Below are 18594 nucleotides of genomic sequence, written 5' to 3' on the forward strand. Positions count from 1 at the left end.
TTCTTTTAATACTTTATTTTGTTGATTGGATCCATTTTTTAAATGCCTCACGTGATTTAGCATTAATAACTTGTGATTTTTTAACCCAACCTTTTTGAGCCGTTCCAACACCATATTTCATGAAATCAAAATGATCAATATGATGGGCATCCGTATTAATTGTAATCATTAGGTCAGGATTATTTTTTAATACGTCAGCGTTTAAATCTAATCGTTGTGGATTAGCATTCAGTTCTAATACTGTATTAGTATCTCTTGCCATTTTAATAAGTTCATCAATATTAGGACGATATCCTTCTCTTCTGCCAATAATTCTACCTGTCGGATGTGCTATATGTCTGACATATTGATTTTCACATGCAGTTCTAAGTCTATTCATAATCTCCTCTTCAGATTGATTGAAACTTTGGTGGATTGCTGCAATCACATAATCTAATTCTTTCAATACGTCATCTGGATAATCTAAACTACCATCTGGTTTAATATCCATTTCTGTACCACTATAAATATCAATTTCTTTATATGATTCATTTAGTTTTTTAATTTTTTCGTTTTGTTCCAATAAACGTTCAATAGATAATCCATTTGCTACTGCTAAACTTCTAGAATGGTCTGTAATACAAATAAATTGATATTGACGTTCAATTGCCGCTTCAATCATTTCTTCAAGTTTAAATGCACCATCACTATAAGTTGTATGCATATGAATATCACCATTAATATCTTCTAACTGTATGATATCTTGAATATCTTTATCAAATTCTGTACCATCCTCACGCATTGTTGGTGGTATATATGGCACGTTAAAATGATCATAAATTTCCTTTTCACTTTGATAAGTAATGATATTACCATTTGCTTCTTCTATACCATACTCACTTACTTTTTCATTTTTTTGTTTAGCAAGTTGTCTAATTTTTATATTATGGTCTTTAGAACCTGTAAAATGTTGCAATGTATGATAGAAAGCTTCTGGTTGAATCAGTCTAAAATCAACACCAATAACATCATCTTCAATTTGTAAATCTAGAGAAACTTTCGTTTGTCCAACAGCAATTTGTTCTTTAATATCTGGAAAATCAAGTAGTGCTTGTTGTACTTTTGTAGGTTCTTCAGTCGAAATAATATAATCTAAGTCTTTGCTCATTTCTTTCATTCTTCTGAAACTACCTGCAACTTGATATTGAATAATGTCTTCAATATTATCTAAAAATTGATTAATAACTTCATGTGCTTTAATCATAGTATTGATTGGATATTTTTCAGGTCGTTGCCCTAACACTTTCGCTTCTTCAAGAAGTTTTTGTTCAGTCTTTTTCGCAAAACCTGGTAATTCAGACACTTGATTATTTTCACACGCTTTGATTAAATCTTCTTTATTTTTTATATCTAATTCTTTATATAATTTCGCAATTTTTTTACTACCTAATCCAGGTATTTTTAATAATGGAATAAGTCCTTCTGGAATTTCTTGTTTTAACTCATCTAAATAACTTTGTGTCCCATTATCTATATATTCATTTATGACATCGCCTACACCTTTACCAATGCCTTTTAATGATGTCACATCTTCAATTTCGTTTAACGTTCTTTCATCTGTTTCCAATGATTGACTTGCTTTTCTGTATGCTGATACTTTAAATGGATTCTCACCTTTAATTTCCATGTATATTGCAATTGTTTCTAACATTTTTACGATATCTTTTTTTGTTAACATGTCTATTCCTCCGTAAAAAAAGTCATAGGTTCTCCCATGACTTTTTTCAATATGAATTCATTTAATTTGAAAGCCATTTTACTAATTGATCAGATAAGAATGGTGTCTTTGTTAATACTGCATTTCCAATAGAAGACTGTTGTAATGCATCTATAAAAGGTGCTACGGGGATTACCGCAACTGCTGCTAGTATGATAATTACAACTAAATATGCTTCTATAAATCCAAGTACGATACCATAATACCTTGCATATTTACCGCCAAATTCCATTTGATGATAAAAATCAAATACTGTTGCTACAATTTGTAAAATTATTTTAGTAAAAACAAATAAAATGAGAATCGCCATAATATTATAAAATGCATTCTCATTATTAATACTGTTAAATATTGCATTCTTACCTTCTGTAGACGCACTCGGATAAGGTAATATTAAATGCAATTGCTTGCTAAATGGTGCGTAACAAATGCTGGCAATCACCAATGAACTAATCGTGCCGATAGAATGTAATGATTGTAATACTAAACTACGTCTATATCCAATGATGACACCTATAATTAAACATAAAAATATAAGTAATGTTATCATTCTAAATGTCCTTTATTTTTTAATTGTTTGATTTCTTCTCTTAAGTTTTCATTTTCTTCTTCTAATTTAACATATTCATGCATAACATTAACAGCTGTAAGAACAGATTTACGCGTTGTATCCAAGCCTGCATTTAATTGCCCGAGCGCTTGCAACTTTTCATCCACTCTACCAGCTACATATCGAATATGTGATGGATCGTCTTCACCAATAATTGTATAATGTTGATCATTTATAACCACTGTCACTCTATTTTTATTTTCACTCATTATACTACCCCTGTTCAAATTATAAATGGATTTCTATATATGTAATCATACTATATTATACATGACATAAGTTCATTTGTGTATGAATATCCACCAACTTGATTTGAGAAAATTCGTTTATATCATAAATTTATGCTACTCTATTTATAGAAAAAATTAAAAAGGCAGGACTTAAAAGTGGCAAACATCGTAAAAACAATTGACTCCAATACAATCGATCAACTTATAAAACAATATAATATGGAAACAAAGAACTTACCAACTGGCACTTTAGCCCGCAAGAAAATAAAAAGTACACAAGTCCAAATATACCGTTCAAAAAAAATAATGTTTCAAGGTAAAGATGCAGAACAAGTAGCAAGTGAAGTACTTAAACAAAACATAACGTCATCACCATCTAAAGCAACACCAGCTCCAAAAAAACATGAATTTGATATACATAATACAATTGGTAGTGATGAAGCAGGCAGTGGCGATTATTTTGGCCCACTCACAGTATGTGCAGCATATGTATCTAAACAAAACGCTAAAATATTAAAAGAAATCGGTGTGATGGACTCCAAGTCTTTAACTGATCCAAAAATTGTAGAACTAGCTGAACAAATTATACAAATATGCCCTCATTCTCTAATTGTACTTGATAATCCCAATTACAATACAAAGCAAGCAGAAGGTTGGAGTCAAGTTAAAATGAAAGCAGTTCTTCACAATCAAGCTATTAAAAATGTCATCTCACGAATCGACGAACAAGAATTAGAACAAATTGTGATTGACCAGTTTGTACAAGCAAGCACTTATGAACGATACATTATTGGTCAAATGCCACGTAAAGACATTACACACTTTGAAACAAAAGGTGAATCAAAATCTATCGCAATTGCTGCAGCAAGTATTATCGCAAGATATGCATTTGTTAAACACATGGATCAATTAGCAAAATCTTTAAATGTCATTATTCCTAAAGGCGCAAGTAATAAAGTAGATCTAGAAGCAGCAAAAATCGTCCAAAAATATGACATGCAACAGTTAGATAAAATTACGAAAACACATTTTAAAAATAGAGATAAAGTATTAGACCTTATTAATCGAAAAAGGAGAAATTAATATGTTACTTATTACATTCAGTTGGCAAGTCATACTTGCTCTAATCATTATTTGCTATTTAATTTGGTTTATCGGTAAACAACTGACAAATTCAACAAACAAGCGGAAAAAATAATATAAAAACACAGCAATCTGATATGATCCTTCAGATTGCTGTGTTTATTTGTATATCTTATGCTCTTAATGTCGCACCATTTTGTTCTAATGCTGTTAAGATTTGCTCGTGTACTGCTGAAACTTTATCTTCTGTCAATGTTTCATTAACGTCTAAATAATCTAAGCGAATTGCGACCGATTTCTTGCCTGGTTCCATATGTTCGCCTTCGTAAACGTCAAATACTTCTGCGTTATTTAATATATCTGCACCATTTTCATTAATTGTATGAATAAGTGTAGCTGCCGTAACTTCTGTGTTAACAACTAGTGCAATATCTCTTGAAACTCCTGGGAATTTTGGAATCGCTTCGTATTCAATTTTGCCAACAGGTTGTCCTAAGATTTTTGTGAAGTTTAACTCAAACACATAAGTGCGGTCTAAGTCATTTTCTTTTTCAACTTTAGGATGTAGCTCTGCTATTAAACCAACAACTTCATCATTCAATTTAACGTATGCTGTTCTACCTGGATGTAATAAGTCTAATGTCGTCGCTTCATAAGTGAACGTTAAGTTTAATTGTTCTGCAAGACGTTCTACAATTCCTTTTACTAAGAAGAAATCAACAGGTTCATCTTTTTGTTGCCATTTATTACTTGTATATTGTCCTGTTAAAATACCACTTAAAAATTCAACTTCTGTTGGTAATTGATCTTTTCCGTTACTATAGAACACTTTACCAAGTTCATATAAAGCAACGTTTTTATTCTTACGCGCAACATTATAACGTGTAGCGTCAACTAATCTAGGTAATAAACTTTGACGTAATACAGCTTGATCTTCACTCATAGGCATCATAAGTTCTACAACTTCTTGTTGTTCTAAAGTATAGTTTTGAGCAACATCTTTACGAACTAATGAATACGTAATAGCTTGATCTAAACCAGCACCTTCAAGAATTTCTTTAACTTTTCGTGTCTTCAATTGGTTATCTGTTAAATAGCCAGCAGTTGCATTATCAAAGTTTGGCAATGTCGAAGGTAATTGATCATATCCGTAAATACGCGCAACCTCTTCGATTAAGTCTGCTTTAATCGAAATATCATTTCTTCTTGATGGCACTTCTACTTTAAAGGCATCGTCAGATACAATCGTTTCAAATCCTAAACGATTAAATATTGTATTAATTTCATCTGTAGAAAGGTCGAAACCGATTAATTGATTAACATCTTGTGTCGTAATGTCTATCGTACGAGACAATTCTGGTAAATTACCGTCTGATACAACTTCACTTAACACAGTTCCACCAGCAATATCTTGTAATAATTTTGCTGCTCTATCTAAAGCGTCGAGTACTCTTTCACTCGCAATACCTTTTTCGAATCTGCTTGAAGCTTCACTTCTTAAGCCTAATCGTCTTGATGTTTGTCTAACATTTGTAGCATTAAATAATGCACTTTCGATTACGACATTTTGAGTGTTTTCTGTAACTTCTGAGAAATCGCCACCCATTACACCAGCGATTGCAATTGGTTCTTCACCATTTGTTATAACAAGGTCTGAAGTTAGTAGTTCTCTTTCAACATTATCTAATGTTGTGATTTTTTCATTTTCATGTGCATAACGTGCAACAATTTGATCTGACCCAATTTGATCTTGATCAAACATGTGTAACGGTTGACCATACTCTAAAAGTACGTAATTCGAAACATCTACCACGTTGTTAATTGGACGGATGCCAGCTTTCATTAATCTAGACTGCATCCATGATGGAGATGGTGCAATTGTTACATTTTTAACAACTCTAGCTGCATAGAATGGAACACCTTCTTGATCTTGAACAGTCACTGATAATGATTGACTAGCTTTCTCTTCAGATTCATCTAAAGAAGTATTTGGGTATTGTATGTCATTGCCATATAATGCACTCACTTCATGTGCAGCACCAAGCATACTTAAACAGTCTGCTCTATTTGGTGTCAAATCAAAGTCTAATACATCGTCATTTAATAATAATGCTTCTAGAGCATCACTACCAGGCGTTGGTTCGTTTGAGAAGACGTAAATGCCATCTGCATATTTTTTAGGCATAACATTTGGATCAATACCTATTTCTTGTAATGAACAAATCATACCTTCTGATACTTCACCGCGTAATTTAGCTCTTTTAATTTTAACGCCACCAGGTAAACGACCACCTACTCTTACAACGATGACATATTGATCTTTATCTACATTTGGTGCACCACAAACGATTTGTACGGGTTCTTCTTCACCAACATCCACTATACAAATATTCAGTTTATCTGCTTCTGGATGTTTCTCTTTAGAAACCACATGTCCAACGACTAATTTTTTAATATCGTCTCCATAATGTGTAACACTATCAACTTCAATACCGCTTCTTGTAATTTTCTCAGCTAAATCTTCAGTATTAGCATCTATATTTATATATTCACTTAACCACTCTTTACTTACTAACATTATGCTTCACCACCATCTTCTACAGGCTTAAATTGTTCTAAAAATCTCACGTCATTTGTATAGAAATGTCTAATATCTTCAATTCCATATTTCAACATTGCCATTCTGTCTGGTCCTAAACCAAAAGCAAATCCAGAATATTTATTTGAATCAAAGCCTGCCATTTCTAATACATTTGGATGTACCATTCCTGAACCAAGAACTTCTATCCAACCTGTTTGTTTACAAACGTTACATCCTTTACCTTTACATTTGAAACATGACACATCTACTTCAACTGACGGTTCAGTGAATGGGAAGAAACTTGGTCTTAGTCTAATTTCACGATCTTTACCAAATAATTTACGTGCTAATAATTCTAATGTTCCTTTTAAGTCACTCATCTTGATATTTTCAGCTACGACTAAACCTTCAATTTGTGTGAATTGATGACTGTGCGTCGCATCATCAGAGTCTCTACGGTAAACTTTACCTGGACAGATGATTTTAACTGGTCCAACACCATTACGTTTTTCTAAAGTTCTCGCTTGTACAGGAGATGTATGTGTACGCATTAAGATTTCTTCTGAAATATAAAAAGTATCTTGCATATCACGTGCTGGATGAGACTTTGGTAAATTAAGTGCTTCAAAGTTATAATAGTCAGATTCTACTTCATAACCTTCAACGATTTCATAACCTAAACCAATAAATAAATCTTCTAAATCTTCATTGATTTTAGTTAGTGGATGTTTCGCACCTAAACTTACTTTTCTACCAGGCAACGTTACATCGATTGTTTCATTCTCTAATTGTTGGTTTAATGCTTCCTCTTCTAAAAGTACTTGTTTAGCTTCGATTTCTTTCTCAACAGCTTTACGTACTTCGTTCACAAGTTGACCAAATTCTGGTCTTTCTTCTTTAGGTAATTCTTTCATTTCTTTCATAAGGCCTGTAATAACGCCTTTTTTACCTAAATAATTTACTTTCACGTCTTGTAATGATCTTTCTGCTTTTGCTTCATTAATTCTTACAAGCGCATCTTGTCTTAATTCAGATAACTTTTCTCGTAATGACATATATATCCTCCTATTTTGGTCGAAAAAAAGACTCCGCCTCCTCAAATATAGAGGGACGAAGTCTTCCGTGGTACCACCCAAATTTATACATAGTTATGCATACACTTATATGTTGATAACGGATCTACATTCCGACTTAAATTTCTTTAAGTAGCTAAAAAGATGAAAAAAATTAAGTTACAACATAGGATTTTTCAGTCTCGAATCCATTCCCTTGTCATGTGTAAACATTAATTTACGTCCTTTTGTAAGCTCATATTGATTATGAAATCATTATATTAAATATTATATAATTGGTCAACCTTTCAAATGATAAAGCAAGATACCACAAGATACAGCTACATTTAAACTTTCAGCTTTGCCATATAGCGGTATATGAAGATTCTTAGTCGTTTGTTCAAGTATCTCTGAATCAACGCCAGCACCTTCATTCCCCATGATTAACGCAAAGTTTGTATGACTTTTGACTTCTCGATATTCAACTGCATTTTGAAGACTTGTTCCGTAAGTTTCGCCATCAAATTGTTCCATAAATTCAAATATATCTTGCTCAACAACTGGTAAATGAAAGACACTACCTTGTGAAGCACGTAATACTTTATCTTGATACGGGTCTGCACTACCTTTTGAATAAATAACAGCGTCCATACCTGCAGCGTCAGCGTTACGAATCAACGCGCCCATATTACCTGGATCTTGTACTCTATCTAATACAAGGACTTGTTTAAAATTACTCGTTTCGTATGTAGGCATTTCGACAACCGCAAATATACCTTGAGGTGTCGTTGTGTCAGATAATGATTCTGCCACTTTAAAATTAATGACATATGCTTCCTTTGCATATTCAACAATTTTCTCATCAACTCTTGCATAATCTACTGCTAATAATGTAACGATATTCAGTTGACTATGATAAGCTTCTTCAATTAAATGAAAACCTTCAATAAGAAATTGCCCTTGTTTAACTCGTTCTTTTTTCTTTTTTAATTTATTCATTTGTTTAATTTTATTATTTTGAACTGAAGTAATTTCTTCCATAGTAACACCTCATCTTCTCATTATGATATAAAAATATTATATACGAAAAAAGACTGCCAACAAAGTCAAAGACATTGATGACAGTCTTAAGCACCTTAGTTTAGGTGTTTAAATATTAATTATTATTTAGAAACGACTTCTTTACCTTTGTATGATCCACATGCTTTACATACACGGTGAGATAATTTCATTTCTCCACAGTTTGAACATTCTACCATACCTGGTACTGAGATTTTGAAATGCGTACGACGTTTTCTTTTAGCTGTTTTTGAAGTTCTTCTAGCTGGAACTGCCATGTCTTATTCCTCCTTAAATTTTATAAACACTTTTCCGATTATTTTTCGTCATCGAAGAATTGTTGTAATTTTTGAAGTCTTGGATCAACTTTCTTTTCAGTTTCTTGTTCTGAATCTTCGGTTGACTCAATTTGATCTTCGCCAATAACTTCCCAACCATCGCCTGCCATTGAAATATCTTCGCTACCTTCAGAGAATACTTGTAACGGTTTCTCTAAAATAACAAGTTCTTCAATGATTGGTAATAAATTAATCATGCCGCCTTCGAGTTTATGTCTCAATTCGTCATCATTATTATTACTTTCACTAAATTCATCTAGCTCAAATATTTCTACTGATGTAGTATCAAATGGTAGCTCTACTGGCTTTAAAGTACGGGCACATGGTAACGTCAATACACCATTAATGTCAAGATTGACAATTATCTCATGCATTCGCACTTGAACGTCTCCTGTTACTTTTATTGGAGATATATCGATAAGTTCATCTACCCTATCAATAAGGTATTTCATATCGATTTCTTTATCAAAAGTAAATGGTTCGTTTTGGTATTTTTTAAGTTGTGTTATTGACCACTTCATCTGGGTTCACCTCTTACAAACACAAAAATTATTGTAACCTTAACGACAATGTTTGTCAAGATTTTTTCTTAACATTCATTATCTGATACAATACTTATGATGAAGTGAAATGGGAGGAAATGCAAATGAAAAGTGTTGCTTTAATAACAGAATATAATCCATTTCATAATGGGCATGTATATCACGCAGAATCTTCTAGAAAATTAACAGAAAGTGATGTTGCTATTTCTATTATGAGTGGTTCTTTTACAATGCGTGGAGAACCAGCAATTTTAAGTAAGTTTAAGCGTGCCGAAATGGCCATTCAATATGTAGATTTAGTCATTGAATTACCACTTGTATATGCCATATCATCTGGTGATTTATTTGCTAAAGGCAGCGTTCAAATAGCAGAACAACTTGGATGTGACACATTATCTTTCGGAAGCGAATCTGGAAATATTGACGATATTAAACATGTCATTAAAGAAATAGAACAAGTATCTAAAAGTGAAAAATACAAACAAATGCTGAAAGAAGGTAAATCACACCCGAGAATTATTTCAGAATTAATACCTCATAATCAAATGCTTAAAGGTTCAAATAATTTACTCGCAATTGAATATGTGAAACATATTATGCAGCATAACTTAGCAATAGAACCAACAACGATTCAAAGAATAGATAATATGTATTTAGATGCTCATTTAAACGAAACAACACACATTTCAAGTGCAACTTCTATACGTAACGCCTATTTCAGACAGGACGATACATATCAATTAAGTTTACCGACAACAAGTTCAAATATATTAAAACACGCTCATGCAGTTAACTGGGATCACTTTTTCCCATTATTAAAATGGACAATATTAAGAGCTACCCATGAAGAATTGCGAGACATATATATGATGACTGAAGGATTAGAATATAAAGTTAAAAAAGAAATTAAAGATAGTACTAACTTTGAAATGTTTGTACAAAAGCTCAAATCTAAGAGATATACGTGGACAAGAATACAACGCTTGTTAACCGCAATTTTATTAAATGTTACGAACGAACAAGTTTCTGAATATAATCCAACTGCCATACGTGTACTTGCAATGTCTAAAAAAGGACAAGCATATTTAAAATCTATTAAAGAATCATGTCCATTACCTATCGTTACAAATGTTAATAAACAAACAGCAACTCACTTCACTAATGAAATTAAAGCAACAGATTTATATCAATATATTTCAGGTGATTCTGATACTGATTTTAATAAACCAGTCATAATAAAAAACGCATGACATATGCATGCGTTTTTTATTATGACTCTTTATTTTTAATTTTTTCTTTCAGTGCTTTATTCACATTTTCAGGAACAAATTCCGAAATATCGCCGTCAAATTGTGCAACTTCTTTCACAACACTTGAACTTATAAATGAATAATGATTATTTGTCATCATATATAATGTTTCAATGTCATCATCTAATTTTTTATTCATAGATGTCAATTGCATTTCATACTCAAAGTCGCTAACAGCTCTTAATCCTCTTACAATCGTGTTAGCATTTATTTCTTTACAAAAGTCTACAAGTAAACCATGAAATGAATGAACCACTATGTTTGGTACATCTTGTACCGCTTCTTTAATTAATTCAACACGCTCTTCAGTACTAAATAACCCTTTTTTAGAACTGTTTTTCAATACAGAAACATGAATCTCATCAAATATTTTAGCACTACGCTTAATAATATCAATATGTCCTAATGTTATTGGATCAAAGCTACCTGGAACAACTGCTATTCTCTTAGTCATTGTCTTCTCCTTTTGTTAGCAACATAACATGCGTCAGTCCATATTCATACTTTTTGAGAACTTTGAACGCACCCGTATCTATGTCTTCACTTTTATCAAATTCGCAAATTATTGTACCATTTACATTTAATAAGTCAAACGCTTGAATTTTTTCTAATGATTGATCAATAAGCGATTTTCTATAAGGTGGATCTAGAAATATATAATCAAACTTAATATCGCGTTTATTTAAAGCTTTTAACGCTCTAATTGCATCATTTTTATAAACTTCGTATTGAGTTTCAGGTATATGTAATGTGTTTAAATTTTCTTTTATCATTTTAGTTGCTTTGAAATTACCGTCCACAAAAATCACTTTATCTAAACCTCTAGATAATCCTTCGATACCAAGTCCACCGCTACCTGCAAATAAATCTAACCCGATACCTTCTAAATCTTGAAGGCCATTAAAGATATTCTCTTTCACTTTATCTGTTGTCGGTCTCGTTGATTGACCATCTATTGTTTTTATATGAAGTCTCTTGTATTTTCCACCTATTACTCTCAATGTTAATCATCACTTTCTTTATTATTAATTATTATTTATACTTATCCTTATAGTATTTAAACGAAAACGAGGTTTATAAAAATGAAACAATCATTTATCGTCATCGGTCATGGTCTAACTGATTTATTTGAATTTCAAACGTTAATCGAATATAACCATGAACGTATTTCCGACATTATTATGTTACACACACCATTATCTAAGGAGAAACTATCTTCAGCTTGTATCATTATGAAGCCTACTAAAGGTCAACATTTCCAAGCGATTTACATGATAATGGAAGGTATTAAATATCCGTACCCTGATTCAAATAAGAAATTCGATTTAATCAATGAATGGGCTAATGCATATCACATACAAGTTAAAGGTCTTGATGTTAAATCACGTGCTGATTTCGCTGAAGATGAACTTTACTTCGCCTATTTAAAAGGTGTATTAAGACTTGAAAGATACTTGCCACCGCTTCAGTAGTTAAAAGTTTAAATACTCTTTTTTGTCCGTATTTGAATTAGAGTAATCTCTTTTAACATATTTAAATGGTGAAACTTTTACATCTTTAACATATTTTAGTTTCATTAAATGTTGAACAGTATCGTCTATTTTATCTTCATTTGTATATAACATGACGTATTGTTCTTTTCTATGTGCAAAGTATATATTACCAAACTTGCGTAATTGTCGTTCGTGTTTCATATTCTTTAAATATACGACAATACTGATTCGTTCTACTAATTCCATCAAAATAACCTCCTAACGCTTTTTATTTTTATATTAGCACTTTCTATAAAATGATGAAAGAAGATAACTTCAAGCGTATGTGACTTGCTTTCTTATCTTAAATCAATTTGATAGAATATATATAAGTCTTTATTTGCATTTCGAAAGGATAGGATAACATGTCAAAAATTAATTTATTAAAAACAACAGGTCTTATCGGAGGCATTGTTGCGGGTTCTTGGATTGTGACAAAAGCAACATCAAACGTTAAACCACGTACAATTAAACCATTCTTTACACAACCAGCTCCTTATGTATTCGCTCATCGTGGAGGTATGGCGTTAAGACCAGAACATACACGCTTAGCTTTTGATCATGCACTCAAATACGAAGTAACTGGATTTGAAGTAGACGTTCGACTTACTAAAGATGAAGTACTTGTCGTAACACATGATGACACTGTTGATCGTACAAGTAACGGTTCAGGCTATGTAGGTGATCATACATTAGAAGAACTTCGCCAATTAGATTTCGGATACCACTTCAAAGATATTAATAACGAGCATCCTTATAGAGGAGATGCAAAAGCTAAAATCGTCACTTTAAAAGAGTTATTAACTGAATATCCAGATGTCTTAGTAAATATAGATATTAAAGACCACCCTGAGTCATATAGTGGTAGTTTAGCACCATCACACTTATATCGTTTAATTACAGACCTTAAAGCTGAAGATCGCGTTAATATTACGAGTTTCTATGATAAACAAATTGATCGCTTTAATTTATATGCTCAAGATTCCATTGCATTAGGTACAGGTCAAAGCGAAGTGGCTAAAGCGTTCTTAGCTTACCAATCAGGATATGGTCATACGTATCAACCTAAATCTGATACATTCCAAATACCAACACAAGCTAAAGGCCTTCCTTTAGACTCAGAAGGTTTCATTCAATTTTTAACATCACTCAATATATCTGTTGCTTATTGGGTTGTAAATCAAATCGATACAATGGATGATTTAATCCAAAAAGGCGCACATACGATTGTAACCGATCGCCCAGATACTGCGCACTTCTTAATAAAAAAACAATACTAATTTAAAAAGCTTTCCATCTGTCAAATGACAAATGGAAAGCTTTTTTATGTTATGTTGAACATCCACAAGAACCACCAGTAGAACAACCGCCACCATGTGACTCACTACTAAAGAATGGATTACCCGTATCCACTTTAACATTGCTGGAGACTGAATAAGAAACAATGCTAATCACTTCATCTAATAAATCTTGTAATGCAGTTTCTTTAGTCTTAAATTCAGAAACAACTGGATGCATTTCATATGCCCTCTTTTGTTGTCTTGTTTCTTTCATGACTCTACTGTAATCAGGATGATATCTGCCAAATCTTAAACAATCATCATAATGTGATTTTATTTGATCAAATTTTTGTCTTAATATTTTAACTTCAAAATTTGTTTCCAGTTGATGTTTTGCTTCGATATATTCTTGATAAATATATGAATCTTTAATACATGCGCTTAGTTCATCTGATTGATCAAGTATATCAACTGTTTCTGCAGTAAACATAATATGATTCCCCCTTATTCTTTATTTTCTTTAAAAACAAGTGAATAGTATTCGCGAGAATTACCAGCACCAAATTCATCATATTGACTACCTAATAACTTTTCTCTATAAGTATTGTTGTTTAACCAGCTATTGATAAGTGTTGGTACATCATAGAAATTGTAAGCTAAATTTTGGTTAATAGATTCATATTCAATTTTTTGATTATTGATATGTTTTGTGATGCCGTCTTCTAGGGATTTAACTGCCTCTTCTTCATCTATATCATCTTCAATTAAATCTGCTTCCATTTGTGTTATATACGTAAGTTGATCATTAATCTGTAATGGTTTGACATCTTTCATTTCTCTAATTTCATTTACGATTTCAAGAAGTGATAAATCTTTATTTATATGAGCTTGGAAGTCTTGTTTGTCTGTTCTCTTTAGTTTGTGCTCTTTATCACCTTTTATTTTAGACATTGAAAAAGGTGCATTTTCAATGACAACATCTGAATCCATAAACTGTACGCCCATCACTTCATTTGTTTCACTATCAATTAAGACTTGTGTATAAACATTGCCATATTTAATCAATAATTGTGTCTTGATATCACGTTCAGATAATTCTAATTGATATTTACCATATGTACTTTCAACAACTGGTTCCATATCTATATTTGTACCATTAAAAAGCTTTGTTGCATCTTGTTTCATTTTAATTGGTGAAACATTCACTTTATTTCCTGTAGCAAATACTGAAGAGACTTTATCATTTTTAGTAGATATTAAATAATAATGCTCTTTATTTTTAAAGACATAATTCTTTCTACCGTGCTCTGCCTTATATACCCTATCTGGTTGTCCTAAATCATTTATGACTTCTTTAATATTTTTATAGACATATGTACCTACGCCTTCTTTCAACTTTGCATTGCCAGTTGATTTCTCGGCTTGTTGCTCATAATAATTCTCATTTGCTTTATCATGAGAGTAGTTAGGATTCTTTAAAACATCAAATTCTAATTTAGGTGAATAGAATAAATAAAAGAGTACAATGATTAAAATAGTTATTGCTACAACTTTTATGATAATATTTTTCAACTATTTACCTCCTCATTTATTCCTATATTCAATTATATCATTTTACAGGAAAACATTTACCTAAATCAATCGAAATGTTGTCATATTTGTTAAATATAAATGTACATTGCAACATTGGCGCTTTTATCATAAAATAAACTTAAAGGTACTTAGAGGGAGGAAAAATACATGGTATTTGATAATACAGGTCTTGAAAAGGTTATCATTGAACAAGAGCTATTAAAAGATGTTATGAATAAACATGGTTTTATTGCTGGAGGACATTGGGATTATGAACGTATTACTTATGATTTTAAATATGAAATAAGTGAAGGCGTCTATTACCTAAGAATTCCAGGTTATGCACTTAAAGGGGACATTGGTGCCAATAACGCAACAATTCAATTAATGGATCCATATCTCGGTAAACACTACTATCCAACAGGTGTAGAATACGGAGATGATGAAGTTTACCCAGATAATTTAGTTGCACATTGTAACTTATTAATTGAACGTATCACATCAGATATTAATGCATTAAATACATTAGGTGCGCATTAATTAAAATAATACTAACAGAGTAGAGACGTGATATTTCACGTCTCTTTATTTATATATAAATGAGCAAAGAGGTCATCATTATGAAAAGATGGATAAACAAACGAAACATAAGCATATTTATCATTATAGTTTTATCTATTCTATTTATTTATTTCATTTTACCGATATCAATACCTTTAATAACAGCACTTGTTATCGCATTAGCACTCAATCCGCTCGTTAATAAACTTACACATAAAATTAAAAGCCGGAAATGGAGCGTAACGATTATTTATACGTTACTCCTTACGATAACAGGATTTGTTATATTTTTATTTTTAACAAAATTAATAGACCAGATTGTGCTATTTATTAAAGATTTGCCTAATAAAATTAATATACTCATCACTGTAATTGAACAATACAATGACAAAATGAAAGCTATTTTACCGGATGAAATGGCAGTTACTATCAACAAAGAACTGCAAAATTTCGTTGCTTCATTGAGAGATTCAATTGCAAATTATTTAAGCGTTGAAAATATAACAGAAGTTGTATCTTCTTTACCTGGTTTCATTATTAGTCTTGTTGTGTTTCTTGTAGCATTGTTCTTATTTATGCTAGAAATACCAAATATTCATAAATTTATTAAACAACATCTATATCCATCGACTTATCATGAAGTTTATAAAATATACAATAAAATAGGTCATTCTATTATTGGTATGATATCTGCTACCGTCGTATTAAGCTTTATTACTTGGTTATTTACATACGTCGGTCTACTAATCATTGGTGTAGATTCAGCGTTTATTATCAGTTTATTTATATGGTTTATAGATATCTTACCGATTATTGGTGCAACAGGTTTTACAATTCCGTGGGCAATTTATGCTTACATAGTTGGAGACCCAACGCTCGGTATTCAGCTGATTATACTATCTGTTATTTTACTCGTTCAAAGAAAAATATTAGAACCTAAAATATTCGGTACAGGTGTTGGTTTATCTCCACTACCTACTTTAATATCCATGTTTATCGGTTTAAAATTACTAGGCTTTATTGGATTCTTTATTGGACCATTATTCTTAATCGTTATCAAAACAATACTAGAATCTGGTCTTATAAAAACAGACTTTAAAATATAATATATGCAAAAAACCTCTCAACCCATTATAAACGGATTGAGAGGTTTTAATTTAATGTCCTAAAATTGCTTTTATCATAGATGTTGTATCACCACCATGATAGAACACATATAATAATAAATAAACGGCAACACCTGTAATAGCTGTACAGAACCAAATAATAGATGTTACTGGCCCAAATTTACGGTGTCTATCCAGTTTGTTAGTCCAACCTAAATAAATCGTATAGATCCCCATCACTGCCCCGACAGTCGCTAGTGTTATATGGAAAATCAAGAAAATTGTATAATAAATTTTGATATTATCCGGTCCACCAAATGAAGTATTTCCAATAAATACTGTTCTACTAGCATAAATGGTAAAGAATACGACTGCAGAAACTGCAGCAGATATCATAAATTTTTTATGTGTTTCAATTTTTCGTTGTGCAATAAAGTACCATCCGATAGCAACTAAAATTGCGCTTAATACGATGAAAGTTGTACTTATTGTCGGTAAAATTGGTAAATTCATTTTCATACATCCTATCTAAATTGATTATATAATGCTTTTTGCTCTTGTAATTTTCTCAAGCTATCTTCAGTGATTTGCTTTTCATTTTTTCTCTCATATCTAAACCATCTCATGAAAATGATATATAAATAAATACCAAACACGATTTCTTGCATAACTTTCATGATGACGCCACCTGTTTGCTGATCTTCTAATGGTGTGAAATTCGTGAAGTATTCTGGACCAGATAATCCTGTTCCTTGGACGACTGTATTTAACGTATCAGCTGGTACACATAAAGTCATCGCACCAAGCCATGCTTTACCTGACGTGTATGTTTCATACATTGCAGTTCCACTAAATATGATAAGTCCACATGAAGGTGTTAACAAGACACCGATAAAGAAGATATATAAGATTTTCTTAATGTTACTCATGTGCAGTTCTTCAGGAATATGTTTGTTAAATATTGGATGCCACATAAACCATGCACTTATGAATAGAATAATCGTATATAACTCATGCAAAACTAGATCTTGTTTTAATGTATCTAACACAAGTGGTATATGATATACAGAGAATAAACCGTTAAAAAGAAAAATTGCTAATATCGGCTTTGTAAATAATTTAACAATCTTATTAATTACAGGTAGTTCTTCCACATATTTGATGATGTATTCTGGGATAGCAAAATACAGCAATGGAACTACAATTAAAAATAATAAAGCCATTTGCAACATATGGAAACTAAATATGATATGTGAAAGCAGATCAATAGGTCCACCTTCTAAAAAGTATATCGTTAACATTAAGATAACGAAAAGTGTCGCTTCACCTTTTCTTAAAGGTCTTCCACCTGGTATATCTTTATACCATTTTCCACAAATCAAAAAGTATAAGATAATTACACATAATACGCCTACAAAGAAGAATGGCGTCCAGTTTGCCCAAAAACCGAATATAGATATTGAGGTTAAGTTACCCATCTCTTTACACTTCCCCACTTAGTCATTACTTTTATTATAAAATTTAATGAACCGTTAAACAACCCAACAATGTAAATAGTTATGACAATGATATGACCAAATAAAAAGACTCGAGAACTTATATAACAAAGTTCTCGAGTCTTTTATAAATTATTTTGTTTTTACGAATAATGGATCGCCTAACCATACGATGTAAATAAATGTTACAACGAACGATAATCCGAAGAATACACCCGTAATCATAAATAATTTTGATATACCATGCTTTTCAGCTTTCATATGCATGAAATAATAGAATTGTAATACAACTTGTAGTACTGCTAATCCTAAAATAACCGGTATAACGAACTCTTTAGGAAGTTCAGCAGCAACTAATGCGAAAGCAATAAAAGTAACAAAAATCATAATAGCGAAGTTTGTAACTTGCATACGCATTTCTTTTGTACTTTTACGCTTCTTATAATCTCTAAGTGCTTGTGCGTCATGATTTAATTGTTGACTCAT

Annotated in this window: 22 protein-coding genes; 6 read left to right on the plus strand and 16 right to left on the minus strand. The window is 31.6% G+C overall.

The features are described from left to right. Positions 1 to 13: 13 nt before the first annotated feature. From polX to zapA, 3 genes are all read right to left on the minus strand, one after another. On the minus strand, positions 14 to 1717 hold the full coding sequence (gene polX, locus LQ693_RS08615) for a DNA polymerase/3'-5' exonuclease PolX (protein ID WP_198472247.1): 1704 nt from the start codon (positions 1715 to 1717) through the stop codon (positions 14 to 16). Between the two features lie 61 nt (positions 1718 to 1778). Continuing rightward, positions 1779 to 2306 (minus strand): CvpA family protein, encoded by a 528-nt coding sequence (locus LQ693_RS08620; RefSeq protein ID WP_037587489.1) that lies wholly within the window; start codon positions 2304 to 2306, stop codon positions 1779 to 1781. Further along, on the minus strand, positions 2303 to 2575 hold the full coding sequence (gene zapA / locus LQ693_RS08625; protein WP_107596699.1) for a cell division protein ZapA: 273 nt from the start codon (positions 2573 to 2575) through the stop codon (positions 2303 to 2305). Before zapA ends, LQ693_RS08620 begins: the two co-directional genes overlap by 4 nt. A gap of 177 nt (positions 2576 to 2752) precedes the next feature. On the opposite strand from zapA, the gene rnhC reads away from it, so the two are divergent. Beyond that, the gene (gene rnhC, locus LQ693_RS08630; protein ID WP_107596700.1) at positions 2753 to 3679 is read left to right on the plus strand and encodes a ribonuclease HIII; all 927 of its coding nucleotides are present in this window, start codon (positions 2753 to 2755) and stop codon (positions 3677 to 3679) included. A 172-nt stretch (positions 3680 to 3851) separates the two neighbouring features. Here rnhC and pheT read toward each other — a convergent pair whose 3' ends face one another. The 5 genes from pheT to LQ693_RS08655 all read right to left on the minus strand — a co-directional run bounded on the left by pheT (position 3852) and on the right by LQ693_RS08655 (position 9230). Beyond that, a complete protein-coding gene (gene pheT / locus LQ693_RS08635) occupies positions 3852 to 6257 on the minus strand; it encodes a phenylalanine--tRNA ligase subunit beta (RefSeq protein ID WP_107596701.1) in 2406 nt (801 codons plus the stop codon). Next, entirely contained in the window at positions 6257 to 7315 is a 1059-nt protein-coding gene (gene pheS / locus LQ693_RS08640) for a phenylalanine--tRNA ligase subunit alpha (RefSeq protein WP_025904636.1), read from the minus strand. Before pheS ends, pheT begins: the two co-directional genes overlap by 1 nt. 297 nt (positions 7316 to 7612) lie before the next feature. Further along, positions 7613 to 8353, minus strand: coding sequence for a TrmH family RNA methyltransferase (locus LQ693_RS08645; RefSeq protein ID WP_107596702.1), 741 nt, complete (start codon positions 8351 to 8353; stop codon positions 7613 to 7615). 122 nt (positions 8354 to 8475) lie between these two features. Next, complete coding sequence (rpmF, locus tag LQ693_RS08650) at positions 8476 to 8649, minus strand: 50S ribosomal protein L32 (RefSeq protein ID WP_025904638.1); 174 nt, start codon at positions 8647 to 8649, stop codon at positions 8476 to 8478. 38 nt (positions 8650 to 8687) lie between these two features. Then, positions 8688 to 9230: a YceD family protein gene (locus LQ693_RS08655; protein WP_107596703.1), complete on the minus strand. Its 543-nt coding sequence runs from the start codon at positions 9228 to 9230 to the stop codon at positions 8688 to 8690. A 125-nt stretch (positions 9231 to 9355) separates the two neighbouring features. Between LQ693_RS08655 and LQ693_RS08660 the strand changes: the two genes are divergently transcribed. Then, a complete protein-coding gene (locus LQ693_RS08660; protein WP_107596704.1) occupies positions 9356 to 10501 on the plus strand; it encodes a nucleotidyltransferase in 1146 nt (381 codons plus the stop codon). Between the two features lie 19 nt (positions 10502 to 10520). On the opposite strand, the gene coaD is transcribed toward LQ693_RS08660, so the two are convergent. Both coaD and rsmD read right to left on the minus strand, forming a co-directional pair. Then, positions 10521 to 11015 carry a pantetheine-phosphate adenylyltransferase gene (gene coaD / locus LQ693_RS08665; RefSeq protein ID WP_025904641.1) on the minus strand — a complete coding sequence of 165 codons (495 nt, stop codon included), beginning with the start codon at positions 11013 to 11015 and terminating at the stop codon, positions 10521 to 10523. After that, positions 11008 to 11562: a 16S rRNA (guanine(966)-N(2))-methyltransferase RsmD gene (gene rsmD, locus LQ693_RS08670; RefSeq protein ID WP_049319326.1), complete on the minus strand. Its 555-nt coding sequence runs from the start codon at positions 11560 to 11562 to the stop codon at positions 11008 to 11010. The genes coaD and rsmD overlap by 8 nt, the downstream gene beginning before the upstream one ends. An 81-nt stretch (positions 11563 to 11643) precedes the next feature. Between rsmD and LQ693_RS08675 the strand changes: the two genes are divergently transcribed. Continuing rightward, on the plus strand, positions 11644 to 12033 hold the full coding sequence (locus LQ693_RS08675; protein ID WP_025904643.1) for a DUF7147 family protein: 390 nt from the start codon (positions 11644 to 11646) through the stop codon (positions 12031 to 12033). Here the strand turns inward: LQ693_RS08675 and LQ693_RS08680 are convergent, their stop codons facing one another. After that, the gene (locus tag LQ693_RS08680; RefSeq protein WP_037587474.1) at positions 12034 to 12300 is read right to left on the minus strand and encodes a DUF2129 domain-containing protein; all 267 of its coding nucleotides are present in this window, start codon (positions 12298 to 12300) and stop codon (positions 12034 to 12036) included. Positions 12301 to 12458: 158 nt separating this feature from the next. Here LQ693_RS08680 and LQ693_RS08685 point away from each other — a divergent pair, with 158 nt between their 5' ends. Further along, entirely contained in the window at positions 12459 to 13373 is a 915-nt protein-coding gene (locus LQ693_RS08685; protein WP_107596705.1) for a glycerophosphodiester phosphodiesterase family protein, read from the plus strand. Positions 13374 to 13422: 49 nt separating this feature from the next. Here LQ693_RS08685 and LQ693_RS08690 read toward each other — a convergent pair whose 3' ends face one another. Together LQ693_RS08690 and LQ693_RS08695 are read right to left on the minus strand one after the other, a co-directional pair. Then, the gene (locus LQ693_RS08690) at positions 13423 to 13863 is read right to left on the minus strand and encodes a YlbF/YmcA family competence regulator (protein ID WP_037587470.1); all 441 of its coding nucleotides are present in this window, start codon (positions 13861 to 13863) and stop codon (positions 13423 to 13425) included. 14 nt (positions 13864 to 13877) lie between these two features. Then, positions 13878 to 14945 carry a CAP-associated domain-containing protein gene (locus tag LQ693_RS08695; protein WP_025904647.1) on the minus strand — a complete coding sequence of 356 codons (1068 nt, stop codon included), beginning with the start codon at positions 14943 to 14945 and terminating at the stop codon, positions 13878 to 13880. A 168-nt stretch (positions 14946 to 15113) separates the two neighbouring features. Here LQ693_RS08695 and LQ693_RS08700 point away from each other — a divergent pair, with 168 nt between their 5' ends. Together LQ693_RS08700 and ytvI are read left to right on the plus strand one after the other, a co-directional pair. Then, positions 15114 to 15485: a YugN family protein gene (locus LQ693_RS08700; RefSeq protein ID WP_025904648.1), complete on the plus strand. Its 372-nt coding sequence runs from the start codon at positions 15114 to 15116 to the stop codon at positions 15483 to 15485. Positions 15486 to 15565: 80 nt separating this feature from the next. Continuing rightward, positions 15566 to 16612 carry a sporulation integral membrane protein YtvI gene (gene ytvI / locus LQ693_RS08705; RefSeq protein WP_107565744.1) on the plus strand — a complete coding sequence of 349 codons (1047 nt, stop codon included), beginning with the start codon at positions 15566 to 15568 and terminating at the stop codon, positions 16610 to 16612. A 51-nt stretch (positions 16613 to 16663) separates the two neighbouring features. Here the strand turns inward: ytvI and LQ693_RS08710 are convergent, their stop codons facing one another. The 3 genes from LQ693_RS08710 to LQ693_RS08720 all read right to left on the minus strand — a co-directional run bounded on the left by LQ693_RS08710 (position 16664) and on the right by LQ693_RS08720 (position 18594). Beyond that, positions 16664 to 17125 (minus strand): DUF420 domain-containing protein, encoded by a 462-nt coding sequence (locus LQ693_RS08710; RefSeq protein WP_180991487.1) that lies wholly within the window; start codon positions 17123 to 17125, stop codon positions 16664 to 16666. Between the two features lie 11 nt (positions 17126 to 17136). Continuing rightward, on the minus strand, positions 17137 to 18090 hold the full coding sequence (gene ctaG / locus LQ693_RS08715) for a cytochrome c oxidase assembly factor CtaG (RefSeq protein WP_025904651.1): 954 nt from the start codon (positions 18088 to 18090) through the stop codon (positions 17137 to 17139). A gap of 150 nt (positions 18091 to 18240) precedes the next feature. Then, the gene (locus LQ693_RS08720) at positions 18241 to 18594 is read right to left on the minus strand and encodes a cytochrome C oxidase subunit IV family protein (protein WP_025904652.1); all 354 of its coding nucleotides are present in this window, start codon (positions 18592 to 18594) and stop codon (positions 18241 to 18243) included.

It is taken from the genome of Mammaliicoccus sp. B-M6, assembly GCF_022386965.1.
Lineage (GTDB): Bacteria > Bacillota > Bacilli > Staphylococcales > Staphylococcaceae > Mammaliicoccus > Mammaliicoccus sciuri_A.